Origin of the sequence: Micromonospora noduli (assembly GCF_003264475.1) — a bacterium.
Lineage (GTDB): Bacteria > Actinomycetota > Actinomycetes > Mycobacteriales > Micromonosporaceae > Micromonospora > Micromonospora noduli.
In genome coordinates, this window is the sequence record NZ_PYAC01000001.1 from 118,252 (window position 1) to 143,598 (window position 25,347).

The window sequence follows — 25,347 nt, forward strand, 5'->3', positions numbered from 1 at the left end:
AATGGAGTGAGTCGATGCGCAGAATCCTCGGCGGCGCCACAGTGGTCGCCCTTCTTCTCGGCGCCGCCCCGGCCGCGGCCGCCGCCCGTCCGGACGTCCCGTCCGCCGACCGGCTCTCCTGGTTGGCCGACCACCTCGGCCGGCAGACGCTGCCCGAGCGGGACGGTTGGGCGGCCGACGGCCCCGGCACCACCGGGGGCTCGGCGGCCACCCCCGAGCGGACCCGGGTGGTCCACAACCGGGCGGAGCTGGTCGCCGCGCTGGGCGGCGACAACGCTGGCAACGCCGCCGATGCCGCCCCGAAGCTCATCTACGTCGACGGCGCCATCGATGGCTTCGAAGGACCCGGCGGCACGCCGCTGAGCTGTGCCGACCTGGCCGACCCGGCCTACCGGTTGGACGCCTACCTGGCCGCGTACGACCCGGCGGTGTGGGGACGGGTGCCACCGAGCGGGCCGCTGGAGGAGGCTCGGGTGCGCTCGGTGACCAACCAGACCCGGCAGACCCAGATCAACGTCGGGCCGAACACCACTATCGTCGGGCTGCGCGGCGCTCGACTGACCGGCCTCACCCTCATGATCGACCGGGCGTCGAACGTCATCGTCCGCAATCTGACCCTCGTCGACGCCCGGGACTGCTTCCCCGCCTGGTCGCCGACCGACGGCGAGGCAGGCAACTGGAACAGCCAGTACGACCAGATTTCGGTACGCCGCAGCGAGAACGTCTGGGTCGACCACAACACCTTCACCGACGGCGACAACCCGGACAGCGCCCAGCCGGTGTACTTCGGTCGGCCGTACCAGGTGCACGACGGGTCGCTGGACGTCACACACACCGCCAGCCTGGTCACCGCCTCCTGGAACCGCTTCACCGGTCGGGACAAGCTGCTGTTGATCGGCTCGTCCAACACCGTCGGCCCGGACGTGGGCCGGCTGAGGGTCACCCTGCACCACAACCTCTTCGACGGCGTCCTGCAACGGCTGCCCCGGGTACGTTTCGGTCAGGTCGACATCTACAACAACCACTACCGACTCGGTGGGGACGACTTCCAGTACGCGCTGGGCGTCGGTGTCCAGTCGGCGATCTACGCGCAGAACAACTTCTTCACACTGGACGCGGCGGTCGACCCGGCGGACCTGCTCTACGACTGGGGCGGCACCGCGGTGACGGAGCGAGGCTCCTGGGTCCGCCGGGGCGGCGGCGCGGCCCGACCGGTCGACCTGCTGGCGGCGTACAACGCGACCCATGACCCCGACCTGGCCGCGGATGCGGGTTGGACGCCCACCCTGCGCCGCGACCCCGTGCTGCCGGCGCCGCTGGTCCCTCTCCTGGTGGGCCCGCTCGCCGGCGCCGACCGGCTGCCGATCTGACGGCTCGGCGCGCCCGCGACTTGCGGTCGGGTCGGCGACGTACGGGCTCATCGATGTGGTGAAGATCGGCTATAAGTGACGCATGGACTTCCCGCCGCACCTGGGCAGCATGCCGATGCACGCGATCACCGAGATCCACGGGGAACCGGGCCTGCTGGAACGTTTCCGGTTGGAGGTCCAGCAGTTCGATGACGCCGCCCGGGCGCGGTTGACCGCCGCGCTCGACCTCGCCGCCGAACTGCACCGCGACGATCGACGCGTCCGCGAGCCGTACCTGAACCACCTGCTGCGGGTGGCGATCAGGCTGATGCACCACTACCAGGTGCGGGACGTGGACGTGATCGTCGCCGGTCTGCTGCACGACGCGGTGGAGGACCATCCGGTCGAGCTGGCCGACGGCGACCCGGGCACCGACCCGACCGGGGCCGCGCTGGCCGCGCTCGCCGCGCGGTTCGGGCCACGGGTGGCCACCCTGGTCGCCGCGGTCACCAATCCGGTGTACGACCCCGAGCGTGACCGCAACGCGCAGTACCGGGAGCATCTGGCGGTCAGTCTGGACCGGGAGCCCTGGGCCCGGGTGATCAAGGTGTCGGACTTCACCGACAACGGGGTGGGCGTGATCCACACGGTCGGGCCGAAGGTGATCTCGTCGGCCCGGAAGTACCGGCCGCTGGTGCCGCTGTTCCGGGATCTGATCGGCCGGCCGGACACCCCGTTGTCGCCTGCGGTGAAGCGGCACATCTTCGGCCAGCTGGACCTTGCCGAGGAGCGGTTCAGCGCCATCCTGGACCAGCCCGCCCCGAACTGATCCGTCTCCGGATCACCCGACCGGGTTCCGTGACAAGTTCTCAGATCTGCCAGGAAGCCTCGGGCATTACGGTTGGTTTGCGCCAGATGAGAGGAAATGCCCCTCTCGATTCGTTTTTCTGGCGTGTCACCAATCGAGAGGATTCGGACCATGCGCGACCTTTCCCGTCGTGATCTGCTCAGGGCGACGGCCGTCGGCGCCGGAGCGGTCGCTATCCCGAGCGTGATCGCCGGCAGCTCGGCCGTCGCGGCCGACGGTCCCGGGTGGCCCTCCGACACGAAGTTCCCGCCGGCACAGCTGACCGGCCGGATCGTCCGCCCGCAGAGCCCCAACTACGCGGAGGCGAGCCTCGGCTGGGACGAGCTGTTCGTGCACTACCCGCTGGTCATCGTCTTCGCTCAGGAAACCCAGGACGTGGTCAACGCGCTCACCTGGGCGCGGCAGCACAACGTCGCGCTGCGGGTACGCAGTGGCCGGCACAACCTGGAAGGCTGGTCGAACGTCGACAACGGCATCGTGATCGACGTCAGCGAGCTGAAGGACGTCCACATCGACACCGCCACCCGCACGGCGAAGGTCGGCGCGGGGCTCAACCAGTCGGAGGCGGTGACCGCCCTCGGGGAGCACGACCTCGCGGCGACGACCGGCACGGAGGGGACCGTGGGCCTCTCCGGCGCCACCCTCGGCGGCGGCTTCGGCTTCCTCACCCGCTATCTCGGGATGGCCTGCGACAACCTGATCGGTGCGGAGATCGTCGTGGCGGCGGGCGCCGACGGCGCGAAGGTGCTCGAAGTGGACCCGTGGAACCACTCGGACCTGCTCTGGGCGCTGCGCGGAGCGGGCAACGGCAACTTCGGGATCGTCACTTCCCTGACCTACAAGGTCGCGCCGCTCACCAGCGTCGCCTACCTGCAGGTGACCTGGCCCGGTCTCGGCGACCTGCACGAGGTCTTCGACGCCTGGCAGCGGGTCGCACCCTTCACCGACCCCCGCCTCGGCACCCAGGTCGAGGTCCACCCGGATGAGATCCTGCTGTTCGCGGTGCTCGCGGAGGGGTCCGAGGCAGAGGCCAGGAAGCTGCTGGCGCCGATCCTGTCGATCGGCAGCCCCACGGTCACCGTGCAGACCGGCGGCTGGGGTGACGTCTACGCCGGCTTCCAGATCCCGAACGAGGACGAGCCGGCGAAGTGGAAGTTCTTCTCCCAGTTCACCCGCGAACCGTTCCCGGAGAAGGCGGTCAGCATCGTCCGTGAGTTCATGGAGAAGGCGCCCTCGCCCGACAGCAACTTCTTCACCCAGGCCTTCGGCCGCGGGGCGCAACGACAGGAGCCATTCGGCGGCTCGGCGTTCCCGCACCGCGACGCGCTCTTCTACTCGGAGCCCGGCGTCGGCTGGGGCACCCGCGGCGAACCCGACAGCAACGACGCCGTCACCCCGATCGCCCAGACCTGGATCGCCGAGTTCAGCCAGGCGCTGCGGCCCTACGTGGACGGCGCCTACGTCAACGTGCCGAACATCGGCATGGCCGAGTGGGAGAAGGCCTACTGGGGGCACAACTTCCCCCGGCTGCGCAAGATCAAGGCGAAGTACGACCCGCACAACGTCTTCCAGTACGAGCAGAGCATCCCGCCCGCGACGCACTGACCGGATGACCGGCGGTGCGGGTGACACCGACCCGCACCGCCGGACCACCAACCTCGCGTCCGGGAGAAGGCGCGACTCGGCGCGGGAAGCGTGTCACTCGTGAGTGCGGTATACCTCAGAGTCATATTCATACCTCTGAGGTATACCGCTCATCGAAGAAACTCCCCCCGGCGGCCGTCACCCACTGTGAGATGCGGTCCCCACCGCCGCCGCCGGCGGGGCTCCACCCACCGGTCAGGACGGCGCGGTCTCGTCGAGGACGACACGCAGCGGGTGCGGGGCGCTGGTGGCGAGGTCGCCGAGCACGGCGAGCAGCAGACCGTGCTGATCGGACGGCTCGTCGACGAGCAGTTGGCCGGCGTCGGTGATCAGCACTGTGAGCGGACCGGCGTCGAGCCGGTCCCGGAGCACGTCGGAGAGGGCGTCCCAGGTCTCCCCCAGGTACGCCGGTAGGGCCAGCACGGAGGCGAGCGCGGCGAAGAACCCGGCCCGGGTCCGCGTCGTCGCTCCGGCCAACACCACAGCGCCGGACACGTCGAGGTCGCCATCGTGGCAGACGATCAGCCAATCGGGCACCCGACCCGCGTGCTCGTCGACCATCATGTTCCTCCTGATCTGACCGGTACGACATCTGACCGGGCGACATCCGACCGGGACGACGCCGTAGCGGGGCCGGCCGACCGAGGCCAGCCGACCCCCAGCTCGGATCAGAGCCGGTAGAAGTCGGTGTAGTGGTTGGGCGAGAACCAGGTGACCCCGGTGCTGCGGTTCACCACGATCCGGTACGCGTCCCGGGCGGCGCCCTGGGTGCGCGGATAGACGTCGTACTCGTAGTAGGTGGCGTTGGTGGGCAGTTGACCCTCGTAGTTGTAGAACTGGCCGCCGGCGAAGTTGGACTTCCCGCCGCTCCAGGAGTACCAACCCCGGCTGGTCGGGAACCCCTTGGCGGACCAGCCCGAACGGGCGGTGCGGGCGTCCGCGCAGCGGCTCATGGTGCAGGAGCTGTAGACCGATGCGAAGGCCGTGTCGGTCAACCGGGGGGAAACCACGGACGGGCCGACCAGCGCGGCGGCGACCATGGCGAGGAGAAGGGCGAGGGTGGTGGTACGCCGGCGGATCGCGCCGAGCGTGGCCAGCGGGGACACGAGGGTGGACACAGGCTGCCTCCAGACCATCCATTCCATCGATCCGCTTGATTGTCGGACCGAACCCAGTCTCACCGCTGCCGGTCGACGACAACACCCCCGGCATCCCAACTGCTCCACAATGCTCGGTTAACCCCGAATGATCGTCAGTCTGGTTGGTGTCGATATGCCGTCTGCTCGGTGACGGCGTGGCGGCGGGCATATCGGTCACCGGTTGTTAGCGTGAAACGCGGATCCGTGACCGTGGAGGGGTGTCATGACGGACGCCCCCGACGGGAGGCCGAGGCCCCCGGACCAGTGGCGACACCGGGGCGTACGCGGGTTGACCATCGCCCGCGACGCCGGTGTGCGCGGCTGGCGGTGGTGGGCGCGTAGCTGGGATCGGCTGGTCGCCGCGCTCCAGGACGAGGCGCCCGTCGGCTCCGCCGCCGCGCCGTCGCCGCCCGGTCCACTCGTCGAACAACGCGACGTACCCCGGCTCATCGCGGTCCCCGCACGCGGATACGTGTACTCGTTCTACATCCGCGCCACGTTCGCCTGGTCGTCACCGGCGAGCCTGCGGTCCGAGGTGCTGAGCTGGTACGTGCAGTACTTCCAACCGAACGCGATCCAGCGGCTGACCCGCCTGGCTGCCGACGCCGCCCGGGACCTGCCCCCACACCGGGCCGGTGACCTGGAGGTGGCGTTGCAGCGGGCGCTCGCCGAGGATCCCCTGTGGCACTACCAACGGGGCGACATCACGCTCACCTGCCGCCCCGACGCCTCCGTACGACTCGACGAGCGGATCCTGCCGGCGCTCCAGCCGCACGTCGACCGTCTGGTCAAGCTGGAATACCAGTTCGACGAGCAGATCCGAAAGGCCCGGTACGCCGAGGAGCTCAGCCGCCAGTGGGCGACGATCCTGGATGATCACGGGGACGACCACGACCTGGCCGACGCCCGCGACCACATGCTCACCGCGCAACGAGAAGCCGCACGATGGATCGCCGAACTCCTCCACCGCCACGCCAACCCCTCAAGCGACCCGACCACCCGGGTCCCCCCACAAGCTTCTTCAAGATCACTTGATGGCGAGTAGTTGTTTGGGGCTGACGAGAACTACTGAGCATCAAGTGATCAAGGGCGGTCGTGACGGTTCGCGAGGATGGCCAGAGTCTCCTGGCGGACCTTGGCCGGATCCGTGGTGAGGCGACGGTGGCTGAAGCGGACGACGAGAATGCCAGCGGTGGCGAGCAGGGCGTCGCGGCGGAGGTCGATCTCCCGTTCGGCCGGATCGCCATGGCTGGTCGCGCCGTCCAGCTCGATGTTGACCCGTTCCGCCTCGGCGAACATGTCGAGGTAGATCGTCCGGGCGCCGACCCGTACCCGCGCCTGCCGGGTGAACCTCGGCATTCCCGGACCGGTGAAGAGGTGGTCGTGCCCCCAGACCTCCAAGAGGCTGCGGCACCCAGCGGCGAGGCGATCCACCAACCCGCGCACCGCCGCGCGGTCGGTCAACCTCGGCACCTCGGCAAGAGCGGCGGCGAGGCGCTGCGGCGTGGTCAGGCGGTCGTTGACCGCGCGGATCAGCAGGCTGGATCGGTCGACCGACGGCAACAGGGGCCAACAGTCCACCAGGGTCCGATCAAGCCGGGTAACCGGCAACCCGCGCCGCATCACCACGTGCGGTGGCTCAATCACCAAGCCCGGCCGGTGCCGCACGATGAGATGCGGCGAACTTCTCATGCCCGCTTCGGTGGGCAGGTCGATATGCACCGGCTCACCCGGCGGCTGACGCCGTACGCCCCACACGTCGAGCGCGCTCAGTCGACCGAGCGCCCCGCGCCCTGCCGCGTAAGCCAGTGCGGCGCGACGAGCCAGCTCCGGTTCGATCCGCGCGAAAGGTGGCAGATCAGCGTTGGCATCCCGGACGAGCGCTGTATCGACGTAGACCTCCGGCAGGACCCGGACCACTCGACCGGCCCGGCAGGCGCCCTGGAGTGTCCACGGCGGCGCCACGCGGAGCACGTCCCGTCGGGTAGCCAGGCCACCGCCTCGGTCGAGCAGGGATTGTAAGCGTGCGTCCACCGGCCCACCCTGCCGTCGAGCGTCGCCCTCGCGGGGGTTGCTGTGGACAGCAGAAGCACCTGTGGACGACGGCCCGAGTCCTACCCAGGTGTGGTACTCGCCACTGAGCGCCGCATGCCGACGGACCAGCTGGGCAGCCACCTACCCATGGCGAAAGGCCACCGCAGGTCTGGTCCACCCGGCGGCGGCCAATCGGGTCCGAGAGGGCCCGTCCGAGCAGGTGAGCGCTAGGAGGTGAAGGTCCAGAGGAAGTAGAAGCCGGGGGCGTTGGGGCCGTACTGGCGGTACTCGCAGTAGTACCGACTCCAGAGGCCGGTCCGAACACCCTCGCTGCCGTAGCTGTTGCAGAACTGACCGTCGGAGTAGACGTTGCGCAGCGTGCCGCCCGGCGGATCTGCCGCAGCCGGAGCGGCGCTGAACCCGACCAACCCGCCCAGCGCCAGCGCCACCGCCGTTACCAGGGTCGTCCATCTGCGTCCGCGCATGAAGCCTCCTCACATCACCGTCCACGGTGTATGGCGGCTCCGCGTCGAACCGAGACCGGGACATCGAAGTTTGTGAAACTAAAGGCTTGCATGGGGACGTGCGGTTCGGCTCCCGACAACGGGCGGCGCTACCGCGACGATCCGCCAGCGTGATCTCCATCGAATGGGCATCGGCCCTGAACACGCGTCAGCCGCCGCGCCACATGGGGCGTCAGGACGGACACCCTGGGACAGCCCGGTCGGTGCGTTCTCTCCGGGTCTAACCGCCGAAGCTCAGCGCCTGCCGCAGATCCACGTCCAGGCTCTCGTTGTACTGCGGATCGGGCTCGGCCCCGGCAGCGCTGAGGACGGTGCTGAAGAAGCATCTGGCGCCAACGGCGAGGATCACATGGAAGATGTCCGTGTCATCGAGACCGTGACCTCGCAGGCCCGCGACGTCGGCCTCGGTGACGGAGTTCGCATCGGCCGCGGCCTTCCCGGCGAAGTTGACGACTGCGACCTCCTGCGCGGAGAGACCGGCGCTGCCGTGGTCCGACGCGATGGCGGCGACGGTCGGCGCGTCGAAGAACTTGTCGCGTAGGACCTTTCCATGTGCCAGGCCGCAGTAGGACGATCTCAGGGCTCGGGCCGCGGCGAGGGTCGCCAACTCATAGCGGCGCAGCTCCATCCCGGCCTTCACCGCACCGTTGAGCTGCTGCCATGCCACGTACACCGCCGGGTTGTGGGCGAACAACCTGGTGTAGTTGGGCAGGTATCCCATCGCGTTCGTGTCCGTATCGAACATCCGCTCGGTATCCGGTGACTGTTCTGCCTGCTGCAGGAAACTCATCCGACTCCTCCCATGCTTGACCCGGGACGGTACGCCGTTGAGACTGCGGACGCTGTCGGGAAGTCAGCCGTGCACGGGGCCCTGACACTCGACGATCGTCAGGTGACGGAACGCCTCCTCACTTGATCTACTGGTTGTCGCCCACCCGCACCACCGCACCGTCCAGCTTGGCAGTAGCGCCGCGCCTCGGTGGTGACCCGAATCAGCAACTCGGAGATGTCCGGTGAGTTGACCGTTTCGGGCGCATCAATGCGATCCGCCTCCCGCGATGACCCCCGGCGCTGGTCTCCCCGTCCAGGCCCACATTTCCAGTGCGTTCCGATCGACGAGCGTGATGTTGAGCTGCCGGGCTATCTGAATGCCGTCGCCCGCGGTGAAGAAGCTGTTAGTCACGAGCATGCAGATCTCGCCACCGTGAATGTCTCGGCAGGTGCCGGCGAAGCGCTGGATCGCGGCACTGCCCACCCGGTTGTGGGGGCTCTGCCGCTTGCACTGCACCACGACGCGTCGGCCGTCGGGGGCGATCGCCAGGACGTCCGCTCCCCGGTCGCCGGAGCCGCCGCACACCGTCACGTTGCGAAACCCGGACGCGACCAAAATCCGGGCGAACCACTGCTCGAACTCGGGTCCGCTCATCGTGTCGGTCACCGCGATCAGCCTGTCCCGCTGGGCCTGGTCGGCCCGCTCGCGGGCACGCTGCTTCGACACGACAAGACCCACCGCAGCCGCCGCCGCCACGGCGAGGCTGACCAGGAGAGCGGACCAGTATGGATGCCGCTGCACGAAATCGATGACCATGCGGAGGAGCACGAAAGCGACGACGGTGCACAGCACCAGAGCCCAGCCGTTGACAGACCTGCCGCCACCAGCCGCGCGGCGAACCGTCGACCTGCGCCGAACGCTGCCCGTGCGCCGCCTTCGGTAATGCGCCCGAACCCGCGCGCCACCCTCCCTCATGTGGGACCTGACATACGGCACGAGGCACCTCCCCGGTCGAGGAAGCCTCAGTGTCGCGGTAGCGTGCGACAAACCCCCTGCACGGCCGTCGATGGTGTCCGGTACCCGTCAGCCGGCCGTCCCATCCGGAAGCGCCCGCAGCGAGCCCTCGGCACCGCCACACTCAGGTGGTGGGTACCTCCGCCGTCGCCGTGGAACGGTCGACCAACGCCTGCCGCAGCGTCGCGGACTGCTCCACCGATCCCCCGCGCACCCCGAGACTGCGCCGGGCCGCCCGGTAGTACCCGTCGCGGGCCTCGTCGACGCGGGTCAGCATGCCCGCCACGTCCGATGGCGGCTCGACGATTCCCCGGGCAAGGCGTTCGACCTGCCAGATCGCGTCCCGCCAGTTGGCGGCGGCGGCGACCGTCGGCTCGTCGCCGAGCAGCAGCAGGTTCTCCCAGACGATGGTGCGCCGAGCGTCCGCCTCAGCCAGCCGGACCAGCCCTTCCTCGCGGTCGATGGGGTGGCTCCGCGATCCCGGCCGGTGGTCGGCCGTGAGTCGCAGCGCCACCGCGTGACTCTCCTTGAGGGCGTGCGCGTAGTCGACGTACGCGTCGAGCCGCCGCTCGTCCCAGCGGACGCTCTGGCCGCGACGCCATCGGGCGCGGTCGGCGAGGGAGGTGGCGAGGATCGTGCCCAGGGTGCCCACCAGGACGCCGAGGAGCGCCGGAAGCTGCGTCAGAAGGTCGCTCACGCGCTCGAGGCTGCCAGCACCAGGCAACCCCGTCAGCGGCTGCCCACCGCGTCAAGTTCGGCGGGTCGCCAAAATGGCAAGGGTTTCCCGGCGTACTTCGTCGACGTCCTGCACGAGGCGGCGGTGGGCGAAGCGGACCACCAGGATCCCGACGGCCGCCAGTAGGGCATCACGGCGCAGGTCGATCTCCCGCTGGCCTGGGCTGCCGTGGGTGGTAGCCCCGTCGAGTTCGATGTTGACCTGTTCCCGCTCGGCGAACATGTCAAGCTACACCAGACGGCGCCCGACACGGACCGACACCTGCCGGCGGAACGCCGGCATCCCGGGACCGGTAAAGACGTGCTCGTGTCCCCAGATTTCGAGCGGGCTGCGGCACCCGTCGGCAAGCTGCGCAAGCAAATGCCGGAGCGCCGCCCGGTCGATCAGCTTCGGCACCAACTCCAGGGCTGCCGACAGCCGTTTGGGTGTGGTCAGCCGGTCGTTGACCGCTCGGATCACCAACGCACGCCGGTCGGGGGGCGGCATCGTCGGCCACGAGTCGACGAGGGCCTGTTCGAGGCGGGTGACCGTCAGGCCCCGCCGAACTATCACCTGCGGCGGCTCGATGGCCAGGCCGCGGCGTCGATGCACGATCACCCCGGGCCGGGTGCGCAGGCTCGCGCTCGCCGGCGCACTCAGGTGCACGAGGTCACCAACCACCTCGGGGCGTAATCCCCACACGGCGAGCGCGCTGAGATGACTGAGCGCGCCGTAGCCGTCGGCCCAGGCGAGAGCCGCCCGCCGACTGATGGCAGGGTCGAGTCGACTCAGAACCGGAGCGCCGGGTCGCCCACCAACGAGGTGCGCCGCCACGAACACCTCAGGCAGCACCCGTACCAACTCGCCGTTACGGCAAGCCTGCTGAAGCGTCCACGACGGCACCACCTGCCCGGCCGTCCCGAGCGTGACCAACCCACTACCAAGCTCCACGAGTTCCCGAAGCACCGAGTTCACGCACGGAACCGTCAGGCCGCACCCCGGCCCTCCGCAACCGCACCAGCCGGCCCTCTGTGGACAGCCGCCGACCTGTGTACAACGCCCGGCCGGAACCCACGTGTGCTAGTTCAGGTGATCGGTGGCAGCTCAGCAGGGCTGACGTCGGCGTGTCGAGTCGCTCAGCTGCCAACGATCATCGGGACGCCTGAAACGTGGCTCACGACGGCACGTCGCGGTGGCGGAAGCCGGCCACGCCGACGGCGAGCAGGGCCGCGGCCACCGCCGCCAGCACCACCAGGGGAAGCGCCGCCGGGTCGGCCGCGGGCACGGCCGGCACGTGGGTGTACGGCGAGACGTTCAGCGCGGCCTGCGGCAGTTCCAGCACCGCGCCGAGCTGCCCGAGGAGCAGGAAGACCAGCAGCGTCGTCCAGGACAGCACCACCGACCAGCGGGGCAGCAGCCCGAAGATCGCGGTCACCACACCGGCGATCACGAGCAGGGCGGGCAGGCGCAGCAGCGCGGCGCCGCCCAGCTCGACGGCCTGGCCGAGCGGGTCTCCGGTGACGATGCCGTAGCCGAGGCCGGTGGTCACGCCGGCGAGGAGAAGCAGGGCGACCGCGCCGAGTGTCGCGGCGAGCACCTGGGTGCCGAGCCAGCGGGTACGGCTGACCGCCGTGGCGAGGGCGGCCTCCAGCGTCCCGTCGGCTTCGTCGCCGCGTACGCGGAGCAGGGCCTGCACGACGTACGCGCCGATGGTCAGGGCGAAGAGGCCGAGCATCGCGGCCAGGTACGCCTTGATCAGGTCAGCTCCGCCACCCATCGCGTTGATCGCTTCGGCGGCGGCCGGATTCGCGTCGATCATGTCGTTGAACTCGTCGCCGGCGATGCCCATGGAGAAGCCGAGTACGGCCACCCCGACAGCCCAGCCGAGCAGCGTGCCGCGCTGCATCCGCCAGGCCAACCCGGAGGGGCTGAGCAGCCGCGGCGCACCGGTCGTTGGGCCGCGTCGGGGGGCGATCAGCCCGGCGCCCTGGTCGCGTCGCTCGGCGAGGGCGTACGCCAGCGCCACCCCGGCGAGCAGCAGCGCGATGGGCAGGGCGAGCACCCACCAGCGTTCACCGTCGAAGGCTCGTACCTGGTTGCCCCAGCCGAGCGGGGAGATCCACGACGGCCAGGCGCTGCGCACGCGGGTGCCGTCGGCGCTCTGTTCGCCGAGGACGTCTCCGGCGGCGCGCAGCACGAAGGAGAGCCCGACGATGGCGGCGGCGAGCGCGTTGGCGCCGCGCGAGGTGACGGAGAGCTGGGCGGTGACCGCGGCGATCGCGGTGAAGGCGACCCCGACGCCGCCGATCGCGGCCGCTGCCGCGACGGAGCCGGCGAGCGGCAGACCGGCGCCGACCAGCGCGACCGCGAGCAGCACGGCGGCCAGGGCGTTCGCGACAACGATGACGAGCAGCGCGGCGGTGAGCGGCGCGTACCGGCCGACCACGTTGGCGCCGAGCAGTTCGGCCCGGCCGGTCTCCTCGTTCTGGCGGGTGTGCCGGGTCACCGCGAAGGTGCTCAGCAGCCCGACGATCAGGGCCAGCGTCACGTACGTCTCGGCGACCACCACGGCGCCGAGGTCGGTGCCGTGGATGGGGCCGTTGAAGGCGCGGGCGACCAGGCTGGACGCCGAGGTGGTGGCGTAACCCAGCCGGGCCTCCTGGTCCGGGTAGATGCCGGCGACGCTGCCGGCGAGGGCGTAGCCGAGCAGGGGCGTGCCGAGGATCCAGATGGCGAGGCGGATCCGGTCGCGGCGCAGCACGAGCCGGGCAAGCCGGGTCGTGCCGGTGAGGGCGCTCACCGGGCACCGCCCTGCGGGGCGTCAGCCTGCACATCGGCGTCCGAGGAACTGACGGTCGGAGCGCCCGACGCGGCGGCGGCGGTGGAAGCGCCCGTTGCAGCAGCAGCGGCGGGAGCACCCGTGGCAGCAGCGGCGGGGTCGTCGCCGTAGTGCCGTAGGAAGAGCTGCTCCAGGGTGGGTGGTGTGCTGGTCAGCGCGCGGACGCCGAAGCGGATGAGCTGGCCGAGCAGCTCGTCGAGGTGGGCGGGCTCGACCTCCAGGTGGGTGCGGCCGTCGACCTCGTGCACGTCGTGCACGCCGGGCAGCACGTCCAGGCCGCTCACCGGGCGGGCGGTCTCGACGGTCACCGCCGTGCGGGTGAGGTGGCGCAGCTCGGTGAGGGTGCCGGATTCGACGGTACGGCCCTCGCGGATGATGCTGACCCGGTCGCAGAGGGCCTCGACCTCGGCGAGCACGTGGCTGGAGAGCAGCACTGTGGCGCCGGCCTGCTTGACCCGCCGGACCTCGTCCTGGAACACCGCCTCCATGAGGGGGTCGAGGCCGGAGGTCGGCTCGTCGAGTACGTACAGCTCCACCGGGGACGAGAAGGCGGCGACGATGGCGACCTTCTGCCGGTTGCCCTTGGAGTAGGTGCGGCATCGGCGGGTCGGGTCCAGGTCGAAGCGGTGCAACAGCTCGTCGCGGCGACGCCGGTCGAGGCCGCCGCGCAGTTGACCGAGCAGGTCGATGGCTTCCCCGCCGGTGAGGTTGGGCCAGAGACTGACGTCGCCCGGTACGTACGCCAGCCGGCGGTGCAGGCGGACCGCGTCGCGCCACGGGTCGGCGCCGAGCACCTGGGCGTCGCCGGAGTCGCGGCGGAGCAGCCCGAGCAGGATCCGGATGGTGGTGGACTTTCCGGAGCCGTTGGGCCCGAGGAAGCCGTGCACCTCCCCCTGCTCGACGTGCAGGTCCAACCCGTCGAGTGCCCGGATGGCGCCGAACGTCTTGACCAGGTTGCCGATCGAGATGACGGGCATGTCCCCTCCTGCGGTTGGCTGCGTCGACCGTCACCACTGTACTGACCGACGGTCAGTGGAATCAACGGTGATCGTGCCCACCGGTCAGGGCGTCGCTAGGCTGGCCGCATGACCGCCGATCCCGCGGACGACACCCGCACCCGGATCCTGCGCGCCGCGCTCGACCTGTTCGCCGAACACGGCTACCAGCGCACCTCGCTGCGCCAGATCGGCGAGCGCCTGCGGCTCACCAAGACCGCGATCCTGTACCACTTTCCGGCCAAGGAGCATCTGCTCGCCGCCCTGATCGAGCCACTGCTGGCCGACCTGGAGAGGCTGCTCGACGCCGCACAGGGACAGCCGACCGAACAGGCCCGGTGGACGGTGCTGGAGGGCTGGGTGGACATCATGCTCGCCCACCGCCGGCCGCTCGGCATGCTCTATCACGACATCGCGCTTGTCGGTCGGGGCGACACGTACCATCGGTTGATCACGATTGCGATGCGGGCGAACGACGTCATCGCGGGGCCGGACGCCGGGCGTCGGGAGCGGGTCCGGGCGGTGCAGGCGGTCGCCGCGTGCAGCGATCCGATCGTCTTCTTCACCGACGTGTCCGACGAGGTGCTGCGCGCGGACATGCTCGACGGCGTACGCCGACTGCTGGGCCCGCTGCCCGCGGACGCCGCAGCCCCGCCGCCCCTGGGCGCGGCAGCCGGGCCGCACGCGAACGCCGCAGCCGGGCCGCACGCGAACGCGGGTGCCGGACCGCACGCGGACGCCGCGGCCGGGGCGCGCACCGAACTCGCGGCCGGGCCGCGCGGGACCACGACGGTCCCGGCGTCGGCGCGCGAAACCCCGGCGCCCGGGACCGCGAGGGACGCGGCCCCGGTGAGCGCCGCCCCGGCGTCGCCACCGGACGCGACCGGCGGGGCGGTGGGTCGGCGTCGGCGGCCGGGACGGCCGCCCGCGCTGGGCCGGGAGCAGGTCGAGGCGGCCCGGCGCATGCACGCGGCGGGCACCCACAGCGTGGACGCTATCGCCGCCGCGCTGGGTGTCTCGCGGGCCACCGTCTACCGCCACCTGACCGCGTCATAACGAGACAGTTCTGAGACTGTTTCGAGACGGTTGTGATCCGGCGTTCAGGCCGCCAGCGTGGCGTAGCGGCCGTTTCGGTTTAGCAGGCTGGCGTGGGTGCCGGCCTCGACGATCCGACCGTGGTCGAGCACCGCGATCTGGTCGGCATCGCGGACCGTGGAGAGCCGGTGCGCGATGGTGATCGTGGTGCGTCCCTGGGCGAGCACGTCGAAGGCCCGCTGCACGGCGCGTTCGGTCTCGGTGTCCAGCGCGCTGGTGGCCTCGTCGAGGACCAGGATGCGCGGGTCGCGCAGCAGGGTCCGGGCGATGGCGAGGCGCTGCTTCTCACCGCCGGAGAACCGGTGCCCGCGTGAGCCGACCACTGTGTCGTACCCGTCGGGCAGCCCGGCGATCAGGTCGTGGATCTGGGCGGCGCGGGCGGCGTCCTCGATCTCGGTGTCGGTGGCCTCCGGCCGGGCGTAACGCAGGTTCTCCCGGACGGTGGTGTGCAGCAGGTACGTCTCCTGACTGACCACGCCGACGATCGCGGCCAGGTCGGCCAGGCGCAGGTCGCGCAGGTCGACGCCGTCGACGGTGATCCGGCCGGCGCTCGGGTCGTGCAGTCGGCTGATCAGCCCGGCGAGGGTGCTCTTGCCGGAGCCGGTCTCGCCGACCAGCGCGAGGCTGGTGCCGGCGGGCACGTCGAGGGTGATCCCGGCGAGGGCGGCGGTGTCGCTGCCCGGGTAGCCGAAGGTGACGTCCTCCAGGCGCAGGTGGCCGCGTACCCGGGTGGGGTCGAGGCGGACCGGCTCGGTGGGGTCGGCCACGTCGACGGGCAGGTCCAGGTATTCGAAGATCCGGGCGAACAGCGCCAACGACGCGGTGAGCGAGACACCCACGTTGAGCAGACCCATCAGCGGTCGGAACAGGCCGCCCTGCAGGGCGGTGAACGCCACCAGGGTGCCGATGCTCAGCGTGCCAGCGGTGCCGGGCAGGCCCGCGGCGAGGTAGATGACCGCCGGTACGGCGGCGAAGATGATGCTCATCGAGGCCATCCGCCAGCGGCCGGCCAGCTCACTGCGCAGTTCCAGGTCGACCAGCCGGGCCGAGGAGGCGGTGAAGCGGTCGATCAGCGCGGGGCCGGTGCCGAGGGTCTTGGCCAGCTGTACGCCACTGATCGAGAGCCCCTCCTCGACGGTGACGTTGAGGTCGGCGAGTTCGCGTTGCCGTTGGGCGGTGATCTCGCGGCGCATCCGGGCGACCCGACGGGTCAGCCAGATGGCCGGCGGCAGCACCACGAGCGAGACCAGGGAGAGCTGCCAGGAGAGCGCGACCATGGCGACAGTGGTGGCGACCACTGTGGTGAGGTTGGCGGCGACGGCGGTGGCGGTGGAGGTGACGACCGACTGCATGCCGCCGATGTCGTTGGTGATCCGGGACTGCACCTCGCCGGTGCGGGTGCGGGTGAAGAACCCGAGCGACTGGCGCTGGAGGTGGCTGAAGACGTCGGTGCGCAGCCGGTGCATGACCCGCTGGCCGACCTGGGTGGAGATCCAGGTCTGCACGACGCCGAGGGCGGAGGTCACCGCCGCGACGGCGACCATGCCGAGGACCAGCCAGACCAGCAGCGTCACGTCGCCCTGCGGCAGGGCCCGGTCGATCACGGCACGCAGCAGGAACGGGGTGGCCATCGCGATGATCGAGGAGATCACGATGATCGCGGTGACGGCGGCCAGCGCGGGCCGGTGGGGGGTGAACAGGCGGCCGATGCGGCGCAGCGACACCTGACGGGCCTGCGTCTTCTCTTCGGCGCTGAGGGTGCGGTGGCCGCGGTCGCGGCCCATCGGGGTGGGTTCCAAGGGGGCACTACCCTTTCGTCGGCGATATTGCTGAGGTTACCTCATCATGAGGGAGCAACCACATATCCTGCTACCGTATTCCGGTGACCGAGCACACCGTCGACAGCGCCGACGACGAGAGCCTGGCGGAGACGTTCTGGGCGGTGGCGTCCCGTCTGCGTCGGCAGACCCGCGACTCACTGGCGCCCTGGGACGTCACCCCCAGCCAGTCCCGGGCCCTCGGCGTGCTGGCCCGGCACGGCGAGGTACGCCCCGGCACCCTCGCCGAGCACCTGCGCATCGCGCCCCGCTCGGCGACTGAGGTCGTCGACGACCTCCAGACCCGGGGGCTGGTCGAACGCCGACCGGACCCGGCCGACCGTCGGGCGACCCTGGTCGCGCTCACCGAGGAGGGCGACCGGGTCAGCACCGCCATCCGGGCCGCGCGCCGGGCCGAGGCCGACCGCTTCTTCGGCCACCTCAACGACACCGACCGCGCCGAACTGGCCCGCATCCTGCGCACCCTGCGTGGCTGACGGGTTTGCTCCCCGCGCCCACGGGTAGCCAGCGCCCCCGGTCCGGTCGGCGGGACCGGCCGGCACCGGTCGGCGCGAGGTGACGGGAGGCCCGGCTGATGTGCGGGATCAGCGGGGAGGCGCGATTCGACGGCCGCTCGCCCGACGCGGCGGCGGTCACCCGGATGACCGAGGCGATGCGCTCACGCGGCCCGGACGACGAGGGCCTGTTCGCCGACGGCTGGGTGACCCTCGGGCACCGTCGGCTGACCATCATCGACCTGTCCGACGCGGGCGGGCAGCCGATGGTCCGCGACGACCTGGGCCTGGCGCTGGTCTTCAACGGCTGCATCTACAACTACCCGGAGCTGCGCGAGGAGTTGCGCCGCGCCGGGTACGCCTTCCACTCCACCAGCGACACCGAGGTGATCCTGGTGGCGTACGCCCACTGGGGTGAACGGTTCGTCGACCACCTGGTCGGCATGTTCGCGATCGGGCTGGTCGACCGGGTGCGGCGGCGGCTGATCCTGGCCCGCGACCGGCTCGGCATCAAACCGCTCTACCTCGCCGAGACACCGGGGCGGCTGCGGTTCGCCTCCACCCTGCCCGCGCTGCTGCGGGCCGGCGACGTCGACACCGGCATCGACCCGGTGGCGCTGCACCACTATTTGTCCTGGCACTCCATCGTGCCCGCGCCGCGGACGGTGCTACGCGGTGTGCGCAAGCTGCCGCCGGCCACCCTGCGGGTGATCGAGGCGGACGGGAGCAGCCGCGAGGAGGTCTACTGGCGACCCGACTACGTGCGCGAGCCCGCCGACGCCGGGATGGACGCCGCCGACTGGCGGGCCTCGATCGGCGAAGCGCTGCGCGCGGCGGTACGCCGACGGCTGGTCGCCGACGTGCCGGTGGGGGTGCTGCTCTCCGGCGGGCTGGACTCCAGCCTCATCGTGGCGCTGCTCGCCGAGGCCGGCCAGCAACACCTGCGTACGTTCAGCATCGGCTTCGACAGCCGCGACGGCGAGTCCGGCGACGAGTTCCACTACTCGGACCTGGTGGCCCGCGCGTACGACACCGACCACCATCGGATCCGGCTGGCCGACGACGACCTGGTGCCCGCCGTCCGACGGGCTGTGCTGGCGATGACCGAACCGATGGGCAGCCACGACGTGGTCGCCTTCCACCTGCTCTCCGAGCAGGTGGCGCAGCACGTGAAGGTGGCCCAGTCGGGGCAGGGCGCCGACGAGGTGTTCGCCGGCTACGGCTACCACCAGCCACTGGTCGAGGCGCCCCGGCACGGCGCCGCCGAGACGTTCGCCGCCGCGTTCTTCGACCGCGGCCACGACGAGCTGCGCCGCATCGTCGGCCCGGCGTACGCGCTGGAGCACGACGCCAGCCGGGACCTGCTCACCGGGCACCTCGCCGCGCCCGGGGCGCAGACCGCGCTGGACGCCGTGCTGCGCCTGGACACCCACCTGATGCTCCCCGACGACCCGGTCAAGCGGGTGGACAGCATGAGCATGGCGTGGGGTCTGGAGGTGCGTACGCCCTTCCTCGACCAGGACCTGGTCACCCTGGCCGCGCACTGCCCGCCGGAGCACAAGGTCGCCCAGGGCGGCAAGGGCGTGCTCAAGGAGGTCGCCCGGGAAGTTCTGCCCGCCGAGGTGATCGACCGGCCCAAGGGCTACTTCCCGGTGCCGGCGCTGCGCAACGTGGACGGCCCGGTGCGCGAGCTGGTGGCCGAGGCGTTGCAGGCGCCGGCCGCACGCGAGCGAGGTCTGTTCCGCCCGGAGTACGTGGCACATCTGCTGGCCGAGCCGGACCGGGCGGAGGCCGCGGCCGGCAGCAACAAGCTGTGGCAGCTCGGCCTGCTGGAGCTGTGGCTACAGACCCACGACATCCGCTGAATCCCCGGTGCGTGCTGACGGGCGGTCAGTTGGCGGCGGTGCGGGTGATCAGGTCGTCGAGGACCGCGCGCAGGTCCCCGGCGCGGTCCAGCACCTGTCGCTGCCGCATCGCACCGGTGCCGTCGCGGCGCAGCCGGGCGAGCTGCGCCAGCACGTACCCGAGGTCGCCGTGGCGCAGCAGGGCCGGCGCGATCACCGCCATCAGCTCGTCGACGAGCGCCCAGGCGGGGCGGGTCCCGCCGGCACGCAGGTCGATCAGCTCGCCGTCGAGACCGTCGTGGGCGGCCCGCCAGTGCGCCGCGGCGACCAGGCAGTCCCGGACGTCCGGGGCGGTCACCCCGGCGCGTACGTCGTCGGCGAGGGTGGCCACGAGGGACCGGACCAGCGCGGCGACCAGCACCGCGTCGTCCACCTCGGTGCAGACGTCACCGACCCGCACCTCCACCGTGGGGTACATCGACGACGGCCTGGCGTACCAGTAGACCATCGCCGCGTCGAGCATGATGCCGGCGGCGATCAACTCGTCGACAGTGCGGTCGTAGTCGGCGACGGAGGCGAAGTACGGCGTCGGACCGATACTGGGCCAGCGTTCCAACTGCATCGAGCGCCAACTGGCGTGCCCGGTGTCGTACCCGTCGTGCAGCGGAGAGTTGGTGGTTATCGCCTGCACCACCGGCAGCCACACCCGCAGGTGGTTGCAGACCTGCACGGCCAGTTCCCGGTCGGGCAGCCCGACGTGCACGTGGCAGCCACACACCGCCGGGTCGTGCGCCACCGGCCCGTACCGGCGCGACATCGCGTGGTAGCGCGGTTCGTCGGGGACCGTCCGGTGCGGTTCGGCCACCGGGGTGGCGCCGACCGCCACCAACCGGGCCCCGGCCGCCGTGGCGGCCTCCGCGGCGGAGCGGCGCAGCGCCACCAGGTGCGCGCGCAGTTCGGTGAGGTCGGCGCAGACCGGGGTGACCATCTCCACCATGCTGTGCCGGAACTCCTGGCGGCTCTGGTCCCGGGCGGGGCCGCGCAGCGCGGCGAGCACCTGGTCGGCGACCGGCAGGTTCCGGCCACTGTCCGGGTCGAGCAGCAGGTACTCCTCCTCCACGCCGAGCGTGAGGGTGGACAGGTCGGGCGCGGTGTCGACGACGGTCCGGCGGTACGCCATGGCCCCTCCCCATCCCCTGCTGCGGCGGTGCCTCGGGTTCCCGGCCTACCCCGATGACAAACACGCGCTGAGGGCCGCCGCGCGGGCGGTGAGGAAGGCCTGTTCGGCGGCGTTGTCCGTGAAGGCGACGGCCGTCCGGTACTTCGACGGCCTCCGCGTCCCGACCGAGCCGGGCCACCGCGATCGATGCGGCTCGCACCACGGCAGACCAGGCCAAGGCCCTAGCATGGCCCCCGTGATCGAGGATTTCGCGGATCGGCTCCTCTGTGACATGGCCAGCCTCGACCCCTGCACAGCGGTCGTCGAGGCTGGCGAGCAGGATGTCGACGGGCTTACCGACTACAGCCCGGAGGGCCACCAGGCCCGCGCCGACCTCGCAGTCCGCGCCCTGTGCGAGCTCGAGAGCTTGGGCGACGCACTGCCGGCTGCGGGCCCGCTGCACGCCCACCTCGCCGAACGGCTGCACACGCGTATCGCCTTCCACGACGCCGGGGAGGACCTGCGAGAACTGCACGCGGCCGCCACCGGTCCGCTCCAGCTCATCCGCCAGGCCGTCGAGGCCACCGTTCCCGGCCCCGGTGCCGAGGGCGCGGCCTTCGAGGAGGCCTGGGCTCGTGTCGGTGCGCGCATAGCCGCGATCCCCGCCGCCCTGGACGGGTATGCCCGCAGCCTCGTACTCGCCGCAGAGCACGGCAATCTGCCGACGCGGCGTCAAGTGGAGCTCGTCACGCAGCGCTGCCGCAACTGGATCGACGACGATGTCGCCCTGGTGGACCGCTACGGCGAAGGGCGTCAGCGGGCGTCGTTGCAGGCCGCAGCGACGGACGCGCGAGAGGCGTACCAGAAACTGGCTGGGATGCTGACCGCGGACCTGGCCCCACAGGCCGTCGAGGAGGAGGCGTTCGGCCAGCAGCGGTACGCACTCTGGGTGCGTACCTTCCTCGCGGCGCAGCCTGATTTGCGTGAGCTGTACGACTGGGGCTGGGACGAGTTCAGAGCGACAGAGGCAGAACTGATCGCGGAAGCGAAGGCCCTGGGCGGGGGCGTGCCAGAGGTGCTTGCCCGGCTCGCCAGCCCCGACGCACCCGGCACCCTGCACAGCAGGGAGTCGTTCGCCGCGTGGCTGCAGGAGTTGTTGGAGGCTGCCGCCGAGCGGCTGGACGGCGTGCACTTCGACATCCCCGCCCCGCTGCGGTGCATCGAGTCACGGTTGACCACGTCGTCCGGCATTGCCTACACCGGGCCGTCGCGGGACCTGACGCGGCCGGGCCGGGTCTGGTGGTCCATTCCCGAGGACGCAGCGAGTTTCCCCACCTGGTACGCCTACAGCACCGCCTATCACGAGGGCATTCCCGGCCACCACCTCCACCTCGGCTCCGAGGTCTGCCGCGGAGGCCTCGGGCGGAGGCTCAACCTGCTCGGCGGCCTTTCCGGCAGCCAGGAGGGCTGGGCACTGTACGCCGAGCGGTTCATGGACGAGCTCGGGTTCTACGAACAGCCGGGTGCTCGACTGGGGTACCTGTACATGCAGCTGCTGCGCGCCGCGCGGGTCGTGCTCGACATCGGCCTGCACCTGCGACTGCCGATGCCATCTGGCGATGGAGCCGTGTGGACGGCGGACGCGGCGCTGAAGCTGTTGCAGGACCGCTGCCATCAAGGGCCGTACGCATCCGCCGAACTCGCGCGTTACCTGGGCCGGCCAGGGCAGGCGCTGGCCTACAAGGTGGGTGAGCGCGTGTGGCTGGCAGGCCGCTCGTCCTTCCCCGGCGACCGGCGCGCATTCCATCGCCAGGCCCTGGAGCTGGGTTCACTGGGCTTGGATCAGTTGACAGCTTCCCTCGATTTCCGGCCTACCCCGGTGGTAGACGCGCGCTCAGGGCGGTCGCGCGTGCGGTGAGAAAGGCCCGTTCGGCCGCGTTGTGCGTCAGGGCGACGGCCGTCCGGTACGCCTCGACGGCCTCCCCGCGCCGGCCGAGCCGAGCCAGCAGGTCGGCGCGGACCACGTGGTAGACGTGGAAGCCGACCAGTTCGAGGCGGTCCACCTCGGTCAGCGCCGCCGCCGCACCGGACACCTCGGCGAGCGCGACGGCCCGGTTCAGCGCCACCACCGGGCTGGGGGCGACGACCGTCAGCTGGTCGTACAGCTGAAGGATCTGGGCCCAGTCGGTGTCGGGGGCGTGTCGCGCGGCGCTGTGCACGGCGGCGATCGCGGCCTGGATCTGGTACGGGCCCGGCCGGTCGCGGCGCAGGCAGCGACGCACCAGCGCCTGCCCCTCGGTGATCAGCTCGGCGTCCCACCGGGCCCGGTCCTGGCTCGGCAGCGCCACCAGCTGACCCTCGGCGTTGGTCCGCGCTGCCCGGCGGGCTTCGGTCAGGAGCATCAGGGCGAGCAGACCGAGCGCCTCCGGCTCGTCCGGCATCAGCTCGACCAGCAGCCGGGTCAACCGGATCGCCTCGGCGCACAGCTCAGCGCGGACCAGGTGCGGGCCGGCGCTGGCCGTGTACCCCTCGTTGAAGATCAGGTAGAGCACCGCGAGAACCGCGTGCAGCCGGTCGGGCAGGTCGGCGTCGCGGGGCACGCGGTACGGGATCCCCGCGTTGCGAATCTTCGACTTGGCGCGGACCAGCCGCTGCGCCATGGTCGGCTCCGGCACCAGGAAGGCTCGGGCGATCTCGGCGGTGCTCAGTCCGCCGAGCAGCCGCAGGGTGAGGGCGACCCGGGTGTTCGGGGCGAGCGCCGGATGGCAGCAGGTGAAGATCAGCCGTAGCCGGTCGTCGTGCACCGGTCCCTCCTCGACGGGACTGTCGGCGGCGAACAACAGAGTCGCCTGGGCGTGCCGGTCGACCCGGGACGCGTCGCGGCGCAGCCGGTCGATCGCCCGGTGCCGGGCCGTGGTGATGATCCAGCCGGCCGGACTGGGCGGCAGGCCGGTCGTCGGCCAGCGCGCCACCGCGACGACGAAGGCCTCCTGGACGGCCTCCTCGGCGAGGTCGATGTCGCCGAGGAGGCGAACCAGGACGGCGACCGCGCGGCCGTACTCGGCGCGGAACACCGCCTCCACGTCGGGCACTGTCAGTTGCCGGCCCCGCCCTGGAAGGGGCGCACCTCGATCGGCAGGGTGGTGGCCAACGCGTAACGGCGACCCCAGTGCAGGGCGGCGTCCAGGTCCGGCACGTCAATGATGGTGATGCCGCCGAGGTACTCCTTGCCCTCCACGAACGGTCCGTCGGTGATGAGCACCTCGCCGTCGCGGGGACGCAGCACGGTGGCGGTCTCCGGGCCGTGCAGGCCCTGCCCGAAGACCCACGACCCGGTGGACGCCAACTCGTCGCGCAGCTCGCCGAGCTGACGCATCACCCCGGCCAGGAACTCCGGCTCCGGCGGCAGCTCACCCTGCGGCTGGTGGATGCTGAGCAGGTAGCGCGTCATTGTTCCTCCTCACGGACGGCCGGCCCGTCGCCGACCTCTCATCCTCCACACGATCGGCCGCCGCCCAGATCGACAGGCCGGCGGAAAATTCTCGGCGGCCGACCCGGCCCCGGTGTGTGCCGTGACCGGGGCCGGTAGTCATGGCTGCGGCCGTTGTGGGTAGACCGCGGTGTGGTCGACGGTATGCGCGTGATCGTGGTCGGCGCCGGCTTCTCCGGTCTCGCGGCCGCGTTGGCGCTGAGCCGCGCCGGTGCCCAGGTGCGGGTGCTGGAGGCCCGCGACCGGGTGGGCGGTCGGGTGTTGAGCCGCTGGCTGCCCGAGCTCACGCAACTCGACCTGGGGGCGCAGTGGATCGGGCCGACCCAGGACCGGATGTACGGGTTGGTCGCCGAGCACGGGCTGGCCACCTTCGCCTCGGCATCGGTCGGCGCGACCACAGTGCTCTGGGCCGGTGAGCGCCGGGCCGAGCCGCCGGCGCAGGTGGGCCGGGTGCTCGGTCTGCTCGACGAGTACGCGGCACGTCTGGACCCGGCCGCACCCTGGGCGACGCCGGAGGCCGCACTGTGGGACCGGACGACCCTCGGCGGTTGGCTCGCCGCCACGGCCGGGGACGACGACACCGCCGACTACCTGGGGCGGGTGCTCGCCGGCGGGCTGCTGGCCACCGGTGCGGACGAGCTGTCCCTGTTGCACCTGCTGTTCTACCTGCGCAGCGCCGGCGGGACCGGGCCGTTGCTGGGGATGGCTGGCGGCGCGCAGCAGGACCGGATCGTGGGCGGGCCGCCGGCGCTGGCCGAACGGATGGCCACCGCTCTGCCGCCGGGCACGCTGACGTTGGCCGCGCCGGTGCGGGCCATCGAACAGACCGTCGACGGTGCGACGGCGTGGACCGACACCGGGCCCGTTGACGGCGACGCCGTGGTGGTCGCGCTGGCCCCGGCACTGGCCGGCCGGATCCGGTACGACCCGCCGCTGCCTCCGCTGCGTGACGGGCTCACCCAGCGCATGCCGATGGGTTCGGCGCTGAAGGTGCACGCCGTCTACGCGGAGCCGTTCTGGCGTGCCGACGGGCGCTCCGGGGTGGCCACCAGCAGCGCCGGTCCGCTCACCGAGACGGTCGACAACTCCACCCCGACCTCGCCGCTCGGGGTGCTGACCGGGTTCAGCTACTCCACGGACGCCGCCACGCTGCGCGGCATGTCCCCCGGGCGGCGTCGACGATGCCTGCTGGAAGCGTTCGCCAGCGTGGTCGGGCCACGAGCCGAGGACCCGGTGGATCTCGTCGAGTACGACTGGTCGGTCGACGAGTGGACCCGGGGCTGCTTCTCCGGTGCGCTCACCCCGGGCACGTGGCGGACGTACGGCCCGCACCTGCGGACGCCGGTGGGGCGGGTGTACTGGGCGGGCACCGAGACGGCGACCCGCTGGAGTGGCTACCTGGAGGGCGCGGTGCGCGCCGGTGAACGGGCGGCGGCCGAGGTGCTGGCCGGCTGAGCGGCACGACCGCAGCCGGCCCGGTCTCGGCGGGACCGGGCCGGCCACGGCCCTGGGTGCTACCCGGCCGACCCGGTCC

At 71.4% G+C, this 25,347-nt stretch carries 24 protein-coding genes; 9 read left to right on the forward strand and 15 right to left on the reverse strand.

The window, feature by feature from the left end; genetic code table 11:
* Positions 1–14 precede the first annotated feature (14 nt).
* The 3 genes from MED15_RS00545 to MED15_RS00555 all read left to right on the forward strand — a co-directional run bounded on the left by MED15_RS00545 (position 15) and on the right by MED15_RS00555 (position 3,822).
* Entirely contained in the window at positions 15–1,370 is a 1,356-nt protein-coding gene (locus MED15_RS00545) for a pectate lyase family protein (RefSeq protein WP_112734542.1), read from the forward strand.
* 82 nt (positions 1,371–1,452) lie between these two features.
* Positions 1,453–2,178: an HD domain-containing protein gene (locus MED15_RS00550; RefSeq protein WP_091398550.1), complete on the forward strand. Its 726-nt coding sequence runs from the start codon at positions 1,453–1,455 to the stop codon at positions 2,176–2,178.
* A 150-nt stretch (positions 2,179–2,328) separates the two neighbouring features.
* Positions 2,329–3,822, forward strand: a complete 1,494-nt coding sequence (locus MED15_RS00555) for an FAD-binding oxidoreductase (protein WP_112734543.1) — start codon at positions 2,329–2,331, stop codon at positions 3,820–3,822.
* Positions 3,823–4,056: 234 nt separating this feature from the next.
* Here the strand turns inward: MED15_RS00555 and MED15_RS00560 are convergent, their stop codons facing one another.
* Positions 4,057–4,422, reverse strand: a complete 366-nt coding sequence (locus MED15_RS00560; protein WP_208646431.1) for a barstar family protein — start codon at positions 4,420–4,422, stop codon at positions 4,057–4,059.
* Positions 4,423–4,529: 107 nt separating this feature from the next.
* Positions 4,530–4,979 (reverse strand): ribonuclease domain-containing protein, encoded by a 450-nt coding sequence (locus MED15_RS00565; protein ID WP_244220315.1) that lies wholly within the window; start codon positions 4,977–4,979, stop codon positions 4,530–4,532.
* Positions 4,980–5,223: 244 nt separating this feature from the next.
* Here MED15_RS00565 and MED15_RS00570 point away from each other — a divergent pair, with 244 nt between their 5' ends.
* Positions 5,224–6,045 (forward strand): hypothetical protein, encoded by an 822-nt coding sequence (locus MED15_RS00570; protein WP_146766666.1) that lies wholly within the window; start codon positions 5,224–5,226, stop codon positions 6,043–6,045.
* Between the two features lie 38 nt (positions 6,046–6,083).
* On the opposite strand, the gene MED15_RS00575 is transcribed toward MED15_RS00570, so the two are convergent.
* From MED15_RS00575 to MED15_RS00610, 9 genes are all read right to left on the reverse strand, one after another.
* A complete protein-coding gene (locus MED15_RS00575) occupies positions 6,084–7,034 on the reverse strand; it encodes a DUF559 domain-containing protein (RefSeq protein ID WP_112590162.1) in 951 nt (316 codons plus the stop codon).
* Positions 7,035–7,261: 227 nt separating this feature from the next.
* The gene (locus MED15_RS00580; RefSeq protein WP_146758905.1) at positions 7,262–7,519 is read right to left on the reverse strand and encodes a hypothetical protein; all 258 of its coding nucleotides are present in this window, start codon (positions 7,517–7,519) and stop codon (positions 7,262–7,264) included.
* Between the two features lie 259 nt (positions 7,520–7,778).
* Positions 7,779–8,348: a carboxymuconolactone decarboxylase family protein gene (locus MED15_RS00585; protein ID WP_244220316.1), complete on the reverse strand. Its 570-nt coding sequence runs from the start codon at positions 8,346–8,348 to the stop codon at positions 7,779–7,781.
* A gap of 246 nt (positions 8,349–8,594) precedes the next feature.
* Positions 8,595–9,146 (reverse strand): restriction endonuclease, encoded by a 552-nt coding sequence (locus MED15_RS00590; protein ID WP_167457539.1) that lies wholly within the window; start codon positions 9,144–9,146, stop codon positions 8,595–8,597.
* Between the two features lie 322 nt (positions 9,147–9,468).
* Positions 9,469–10,041 carry a hypothetical protein gene (locus tag MED15_RS00595; RefSeq protein ID WP_112734546.1) on the reverse strand — a complete coding sequence of 191 codons (573 nt, stop codon included), beginning with the start codon at positions 10,039–10,041 and terminating at the stop codon, positions 9,469–9,471.
* Positions 10,042–10,092: 51 nt separating this feature from the next.
* Positions 10,093–10,302, reverse strand: coding sequence for a DUF559 domain-containing protein (locus tag MED15_RS33905; protein WP_244220317.1), 210 nt, complete (start codon positions 10,300–10,302; stop codon positions 10,093–10,095).
* Between the two features lie 6 nt (positions 10,303–10,308).
* Positions 10,309–11,034 (reverse strand): hypothetical protein, encoded by a 726-nt coding sequence (locus tag MED15_RS00600; RefSeq protein WP_244220318.1) that lies wholly within the window; start codon positions 11,032–11,034, stop codon positions 10,309–10,311.
* A 199-nt stretch (positions 11,035–11,233) separates the two neighbouring features.
* Entirely contained in the window at positions 11,234–12,859 is a 1,626-nt protein-coding gene (locus MED15_RS00605; protein ID WP_112734547.1) for an ABC transporter permease, read from the reverse strand.
* Positions 12,856–13,875: an ABC transporter ATP-binding protein gene (locus MED15_RS00610; protein WP_112734548.1), complete on the reverse strand. Its 1,020-nt coding sequence runs from the start codon at positions 13,873–13,875 to the stop codon at positions 12,856–12,858. Before MED15_RS00610 ends, MED15_RS00605 begins: the two co-directional genes overlap by 4 nt.
* Before the next feature lie 108 nt (positions 13,876–13,983).
* Between MED15_RS00610 and MED15_RS00615 the strand changes: the two genes are divergently transcribed.
* Positions 13,984–14,949 (forward strand): TetR family transcriptional regulator, encoded by a 966-nt coding sequence (locus MED15_RS00615; RefSeq protein WP_112734549.1) that lies wholly within the window; start codon positions 13,984–13,986, stop codon positions 14,947–14,949.
* Between the two features lie 44 nt (positions 14,950–14,993).
* Here the strand turns inward: MED15_RS00615 and MED15_RS00620 are convergent, their stop codons facing one another.
* Positions 14,994–16,772, reverse strand: a complete 1,779-nt coding sequence (locus MED15_RS00620; RefSeq protein ID WP_208646433.1) for an ABC transporter ATP-binding protein — start codon at positions 16,770–16,772, stop codon at positions 14,994–14,996.
* A gap of 98 nt (positions 16,773–16,870) precedes the next feature.
* Between MED15_RS00620 and MED15_RS00625 the strand changes: the two genes are divergently transcribed.
* Together MED15_RS00625 and MED15_RS00630 are read left to right on the forward strand one after the other, a co-directional pair.
* Positions 16,871–17,302 carry a MarR family winged helix-turn-helix transcriptional regulator gene (locus MED15_RS00625; protein WP_091398582.1) on the forward strand — a complete coding sequence of 144 codons (432 nt, stop codon included), beginning with the start codon at positions 16,871–16,873 and terminating at the stop codon, positions 17,300–17,302.
* A gap of 98 nt (positions 17,303–17,400) precedes the next feature.
* Positions 17,401–19,185 carry an N-acetylglutaminylglutamine amidotransferase gene (locus MED15_RS00630; RefSeq protein ID WP_112734551.1) on the forward strand — a complete coding sequence of 595 codons (1,785 nt, stop codon included), beginning with the start codon at positions 17,401–17,403 and terminating at the stop codon, positions 19,183–19,185.
* Between the two features lie 25 nt (positions 19,186–19,210).
* Here MED15_RS00630 and MED15_RS00635 read toward each other — a convergent pair whose 3' ends face one another.
* Positions 19,211–20,344 (reverse strand): carboxylate-amine ligase, encoded by a 1,134-nt coding sequence (locus tag MED15_RS00635; protein WP_112603199.1) that lies wholly within the window; start codon positions 20,342–20,344, stop codon positions 19,211–19,213.
* A gap of 235 nt (positions 20,345–20,579) precedes the next feature.
* Here MED15_RS00635 and MED15_RS00640 point away from each other — a divergent pair, with 235 nt between their 5' ends.
* Entirely contained in the window at positions 20,580–22,241 is a 1,662-nt protein-coding gene (locus MED15_RS00640) for a DUF885 domain-containing protein (RefSeq protein WP_112734911.1), read from the forward strand.
* On the opposite strand, the gene MED15_RS00645 is transcribed toward MED15_RS00640, so the two are convergent.
* Positions 22,195–23,415: an RNA polymerase sigma factor gene (locus MED15_RS00645; RefSeq protein WP_112590128.1), complete on the reverse strand. Its 1,221-nt coding sequence runs from the start codon at positions 23,413–23,415 to the stop codon at positions 22,195–22,197. The two genes, MED15_RS00640 and MED15_RS00645, sit on opposite strands and share 47 nt — an antisense overlap.
* Positions 23,416–23,417: 2 nt before the next feature.
* The gene (locus MED15_RS00650) at positions 23,418–23,774 is read right to left on the reverse strand and encodes a YciI family protein (RefSeq protein WP_112699355.1); all 357 of its coding nucleotides are present in this window, start codon (positions 23,772–23,774) and stop codon (positions 23,418–23,420) included.
* Positions 23,775–23,957: 183 nt separating this feature from the next.
* On the opposite strand from MED15_RS00650, the gene MED15_RS00655 reads away from it, so the two are divergent.
* Positions 23,958–25,268 carry a flavin monoamine oxidase family protein gene (locus MED15_RS00655; RefSeq protein WP_112734552.1) on the forward strand — a complete coding sequence of 437 codons (1,311 nt, stop codon included), beginning with the start codon at positions 23,958–23,960 and terminating at the stop codon, positions 25,266–25,268.
* Positions 25,269–25,347: the final 79 nt, after the last annotated feature.

Excerpts from the sequence above, each read along its gene's own strand:
- MED15_RS00560 (WP_208646431.1), bottom strand. The coding sequence starts at position 4,422 with ATGGTCGACGAGCACGCGGGTCGGGTGCCCGATTGGCTGATCGTCTGC.
- MED15_RS00570 (WP_146766666.1), top strand. The coding sequence starts at position 5,224 with ATGACGGACGCCCCCGACGGGAGGCCGAGGCCCCCGGACCAGTGGCGA.
- MED15_RS00620 (WP_208646433.1), bottom strand. The coding sequence starts at position 16,772 with ATGGGCCGCGACCGCGGCCACCGCACCCTCAGCGCCGAAGAGAAGACG.
- MED15_RS00585 (WP_244220316.1), bottom strand. The coding sequence starts at position 8,348 with ATGAGTTTCCTGCAGCAGGCAGAACAGTCACCGGATACCGAGCGGATG.
- MED15_RS00550 (WP_091398550.1), top strand. The coding sequence starts at position 1,453 with ATGGACTTCCCGCCGCACCTGGGCAGCATGCCGATGCACGCGATCACC.
- MED15_RS00635 (WP_112603199.1), bottom strand. The coding sequence starts at position 20,344 with ATGGCGTACCGCCGGACCGTCGTCGACACCGCGCCCGACCTGTCCACC.
- MED15_RS00555 (WP_112734543.1), top strand. The coding sequence starts at position 2,329 with ATGCGCGACCTTTCCCGTCGTGATCTGCTCAGGGCGACGGCCGTCGGC.
- MED15_RS00615 (WP_112734549.1), top strand. The coding sequence starts at position 13,984 with ATGACCGCCGATCCCGCGGACGACACCCGCACCCGGATCCTGCGCGCC.
- MED15_RS33905 (WP_244220317.1), bottom strand. The coding sequence starts at position 10,302 with ATGTTCGCCGAGCGGGAACAGGTCAACATCGAACTCGACGGGGCTACC.
- MED15_RS00610 (WP_112734548.1), bottom strand. The coding sequence starts at position 13,875 with ATGCCCGTCATCTCGATCGGCAACCTGGTCAAGACGTTCGGCGCCATC.
- MED15_RS00655 (WP_112734552.1), top strand. The coding sequence starts at position 23,958 with ATGCGCGTGATCGTGGTCGGCGCCGGCTTCTCCGGTCTCGCGGCCGCG.
- MED15_RS00580 (WP_146758905.1), bottom strand. The coding sequence starts at position 7,519 with ATGCGCGGACGCAGATGGACGACCCTGGTAACGGCGGTGGCGCTGGCG.
- MED15_RS00630 (WP_112734551.1), top strand. The coding sequence starts at position 17,401 with ATGTGCGGGATCAGCGGGGAGGCGCGATTCGACGGCCGCTCGCCCGAC.
- MED15_RS00650 (WP_112699355.1), bottom strand. The coding sequence starts at position 23,774 with ATGACGCGCTACCTGCTCAGCATCCACCAGCCGCAGGGTGAGCTGCCG.
- MED15_RS00545 (WP_112734542.1), top strand. The coding sequence starts at position 15 with ATGCGCAGAATCCTCGGCGGCGCCACAGTGGTCGCCCTTCTTCTCGGC.
- MED15_RS00590 (WP_167457539.1), bottom strand. The coding sequence starts at position 9,146 with ATGGTCATCGATTTCGTGCAGCGGCATCCATACTGGTCCGCTCTCCTG.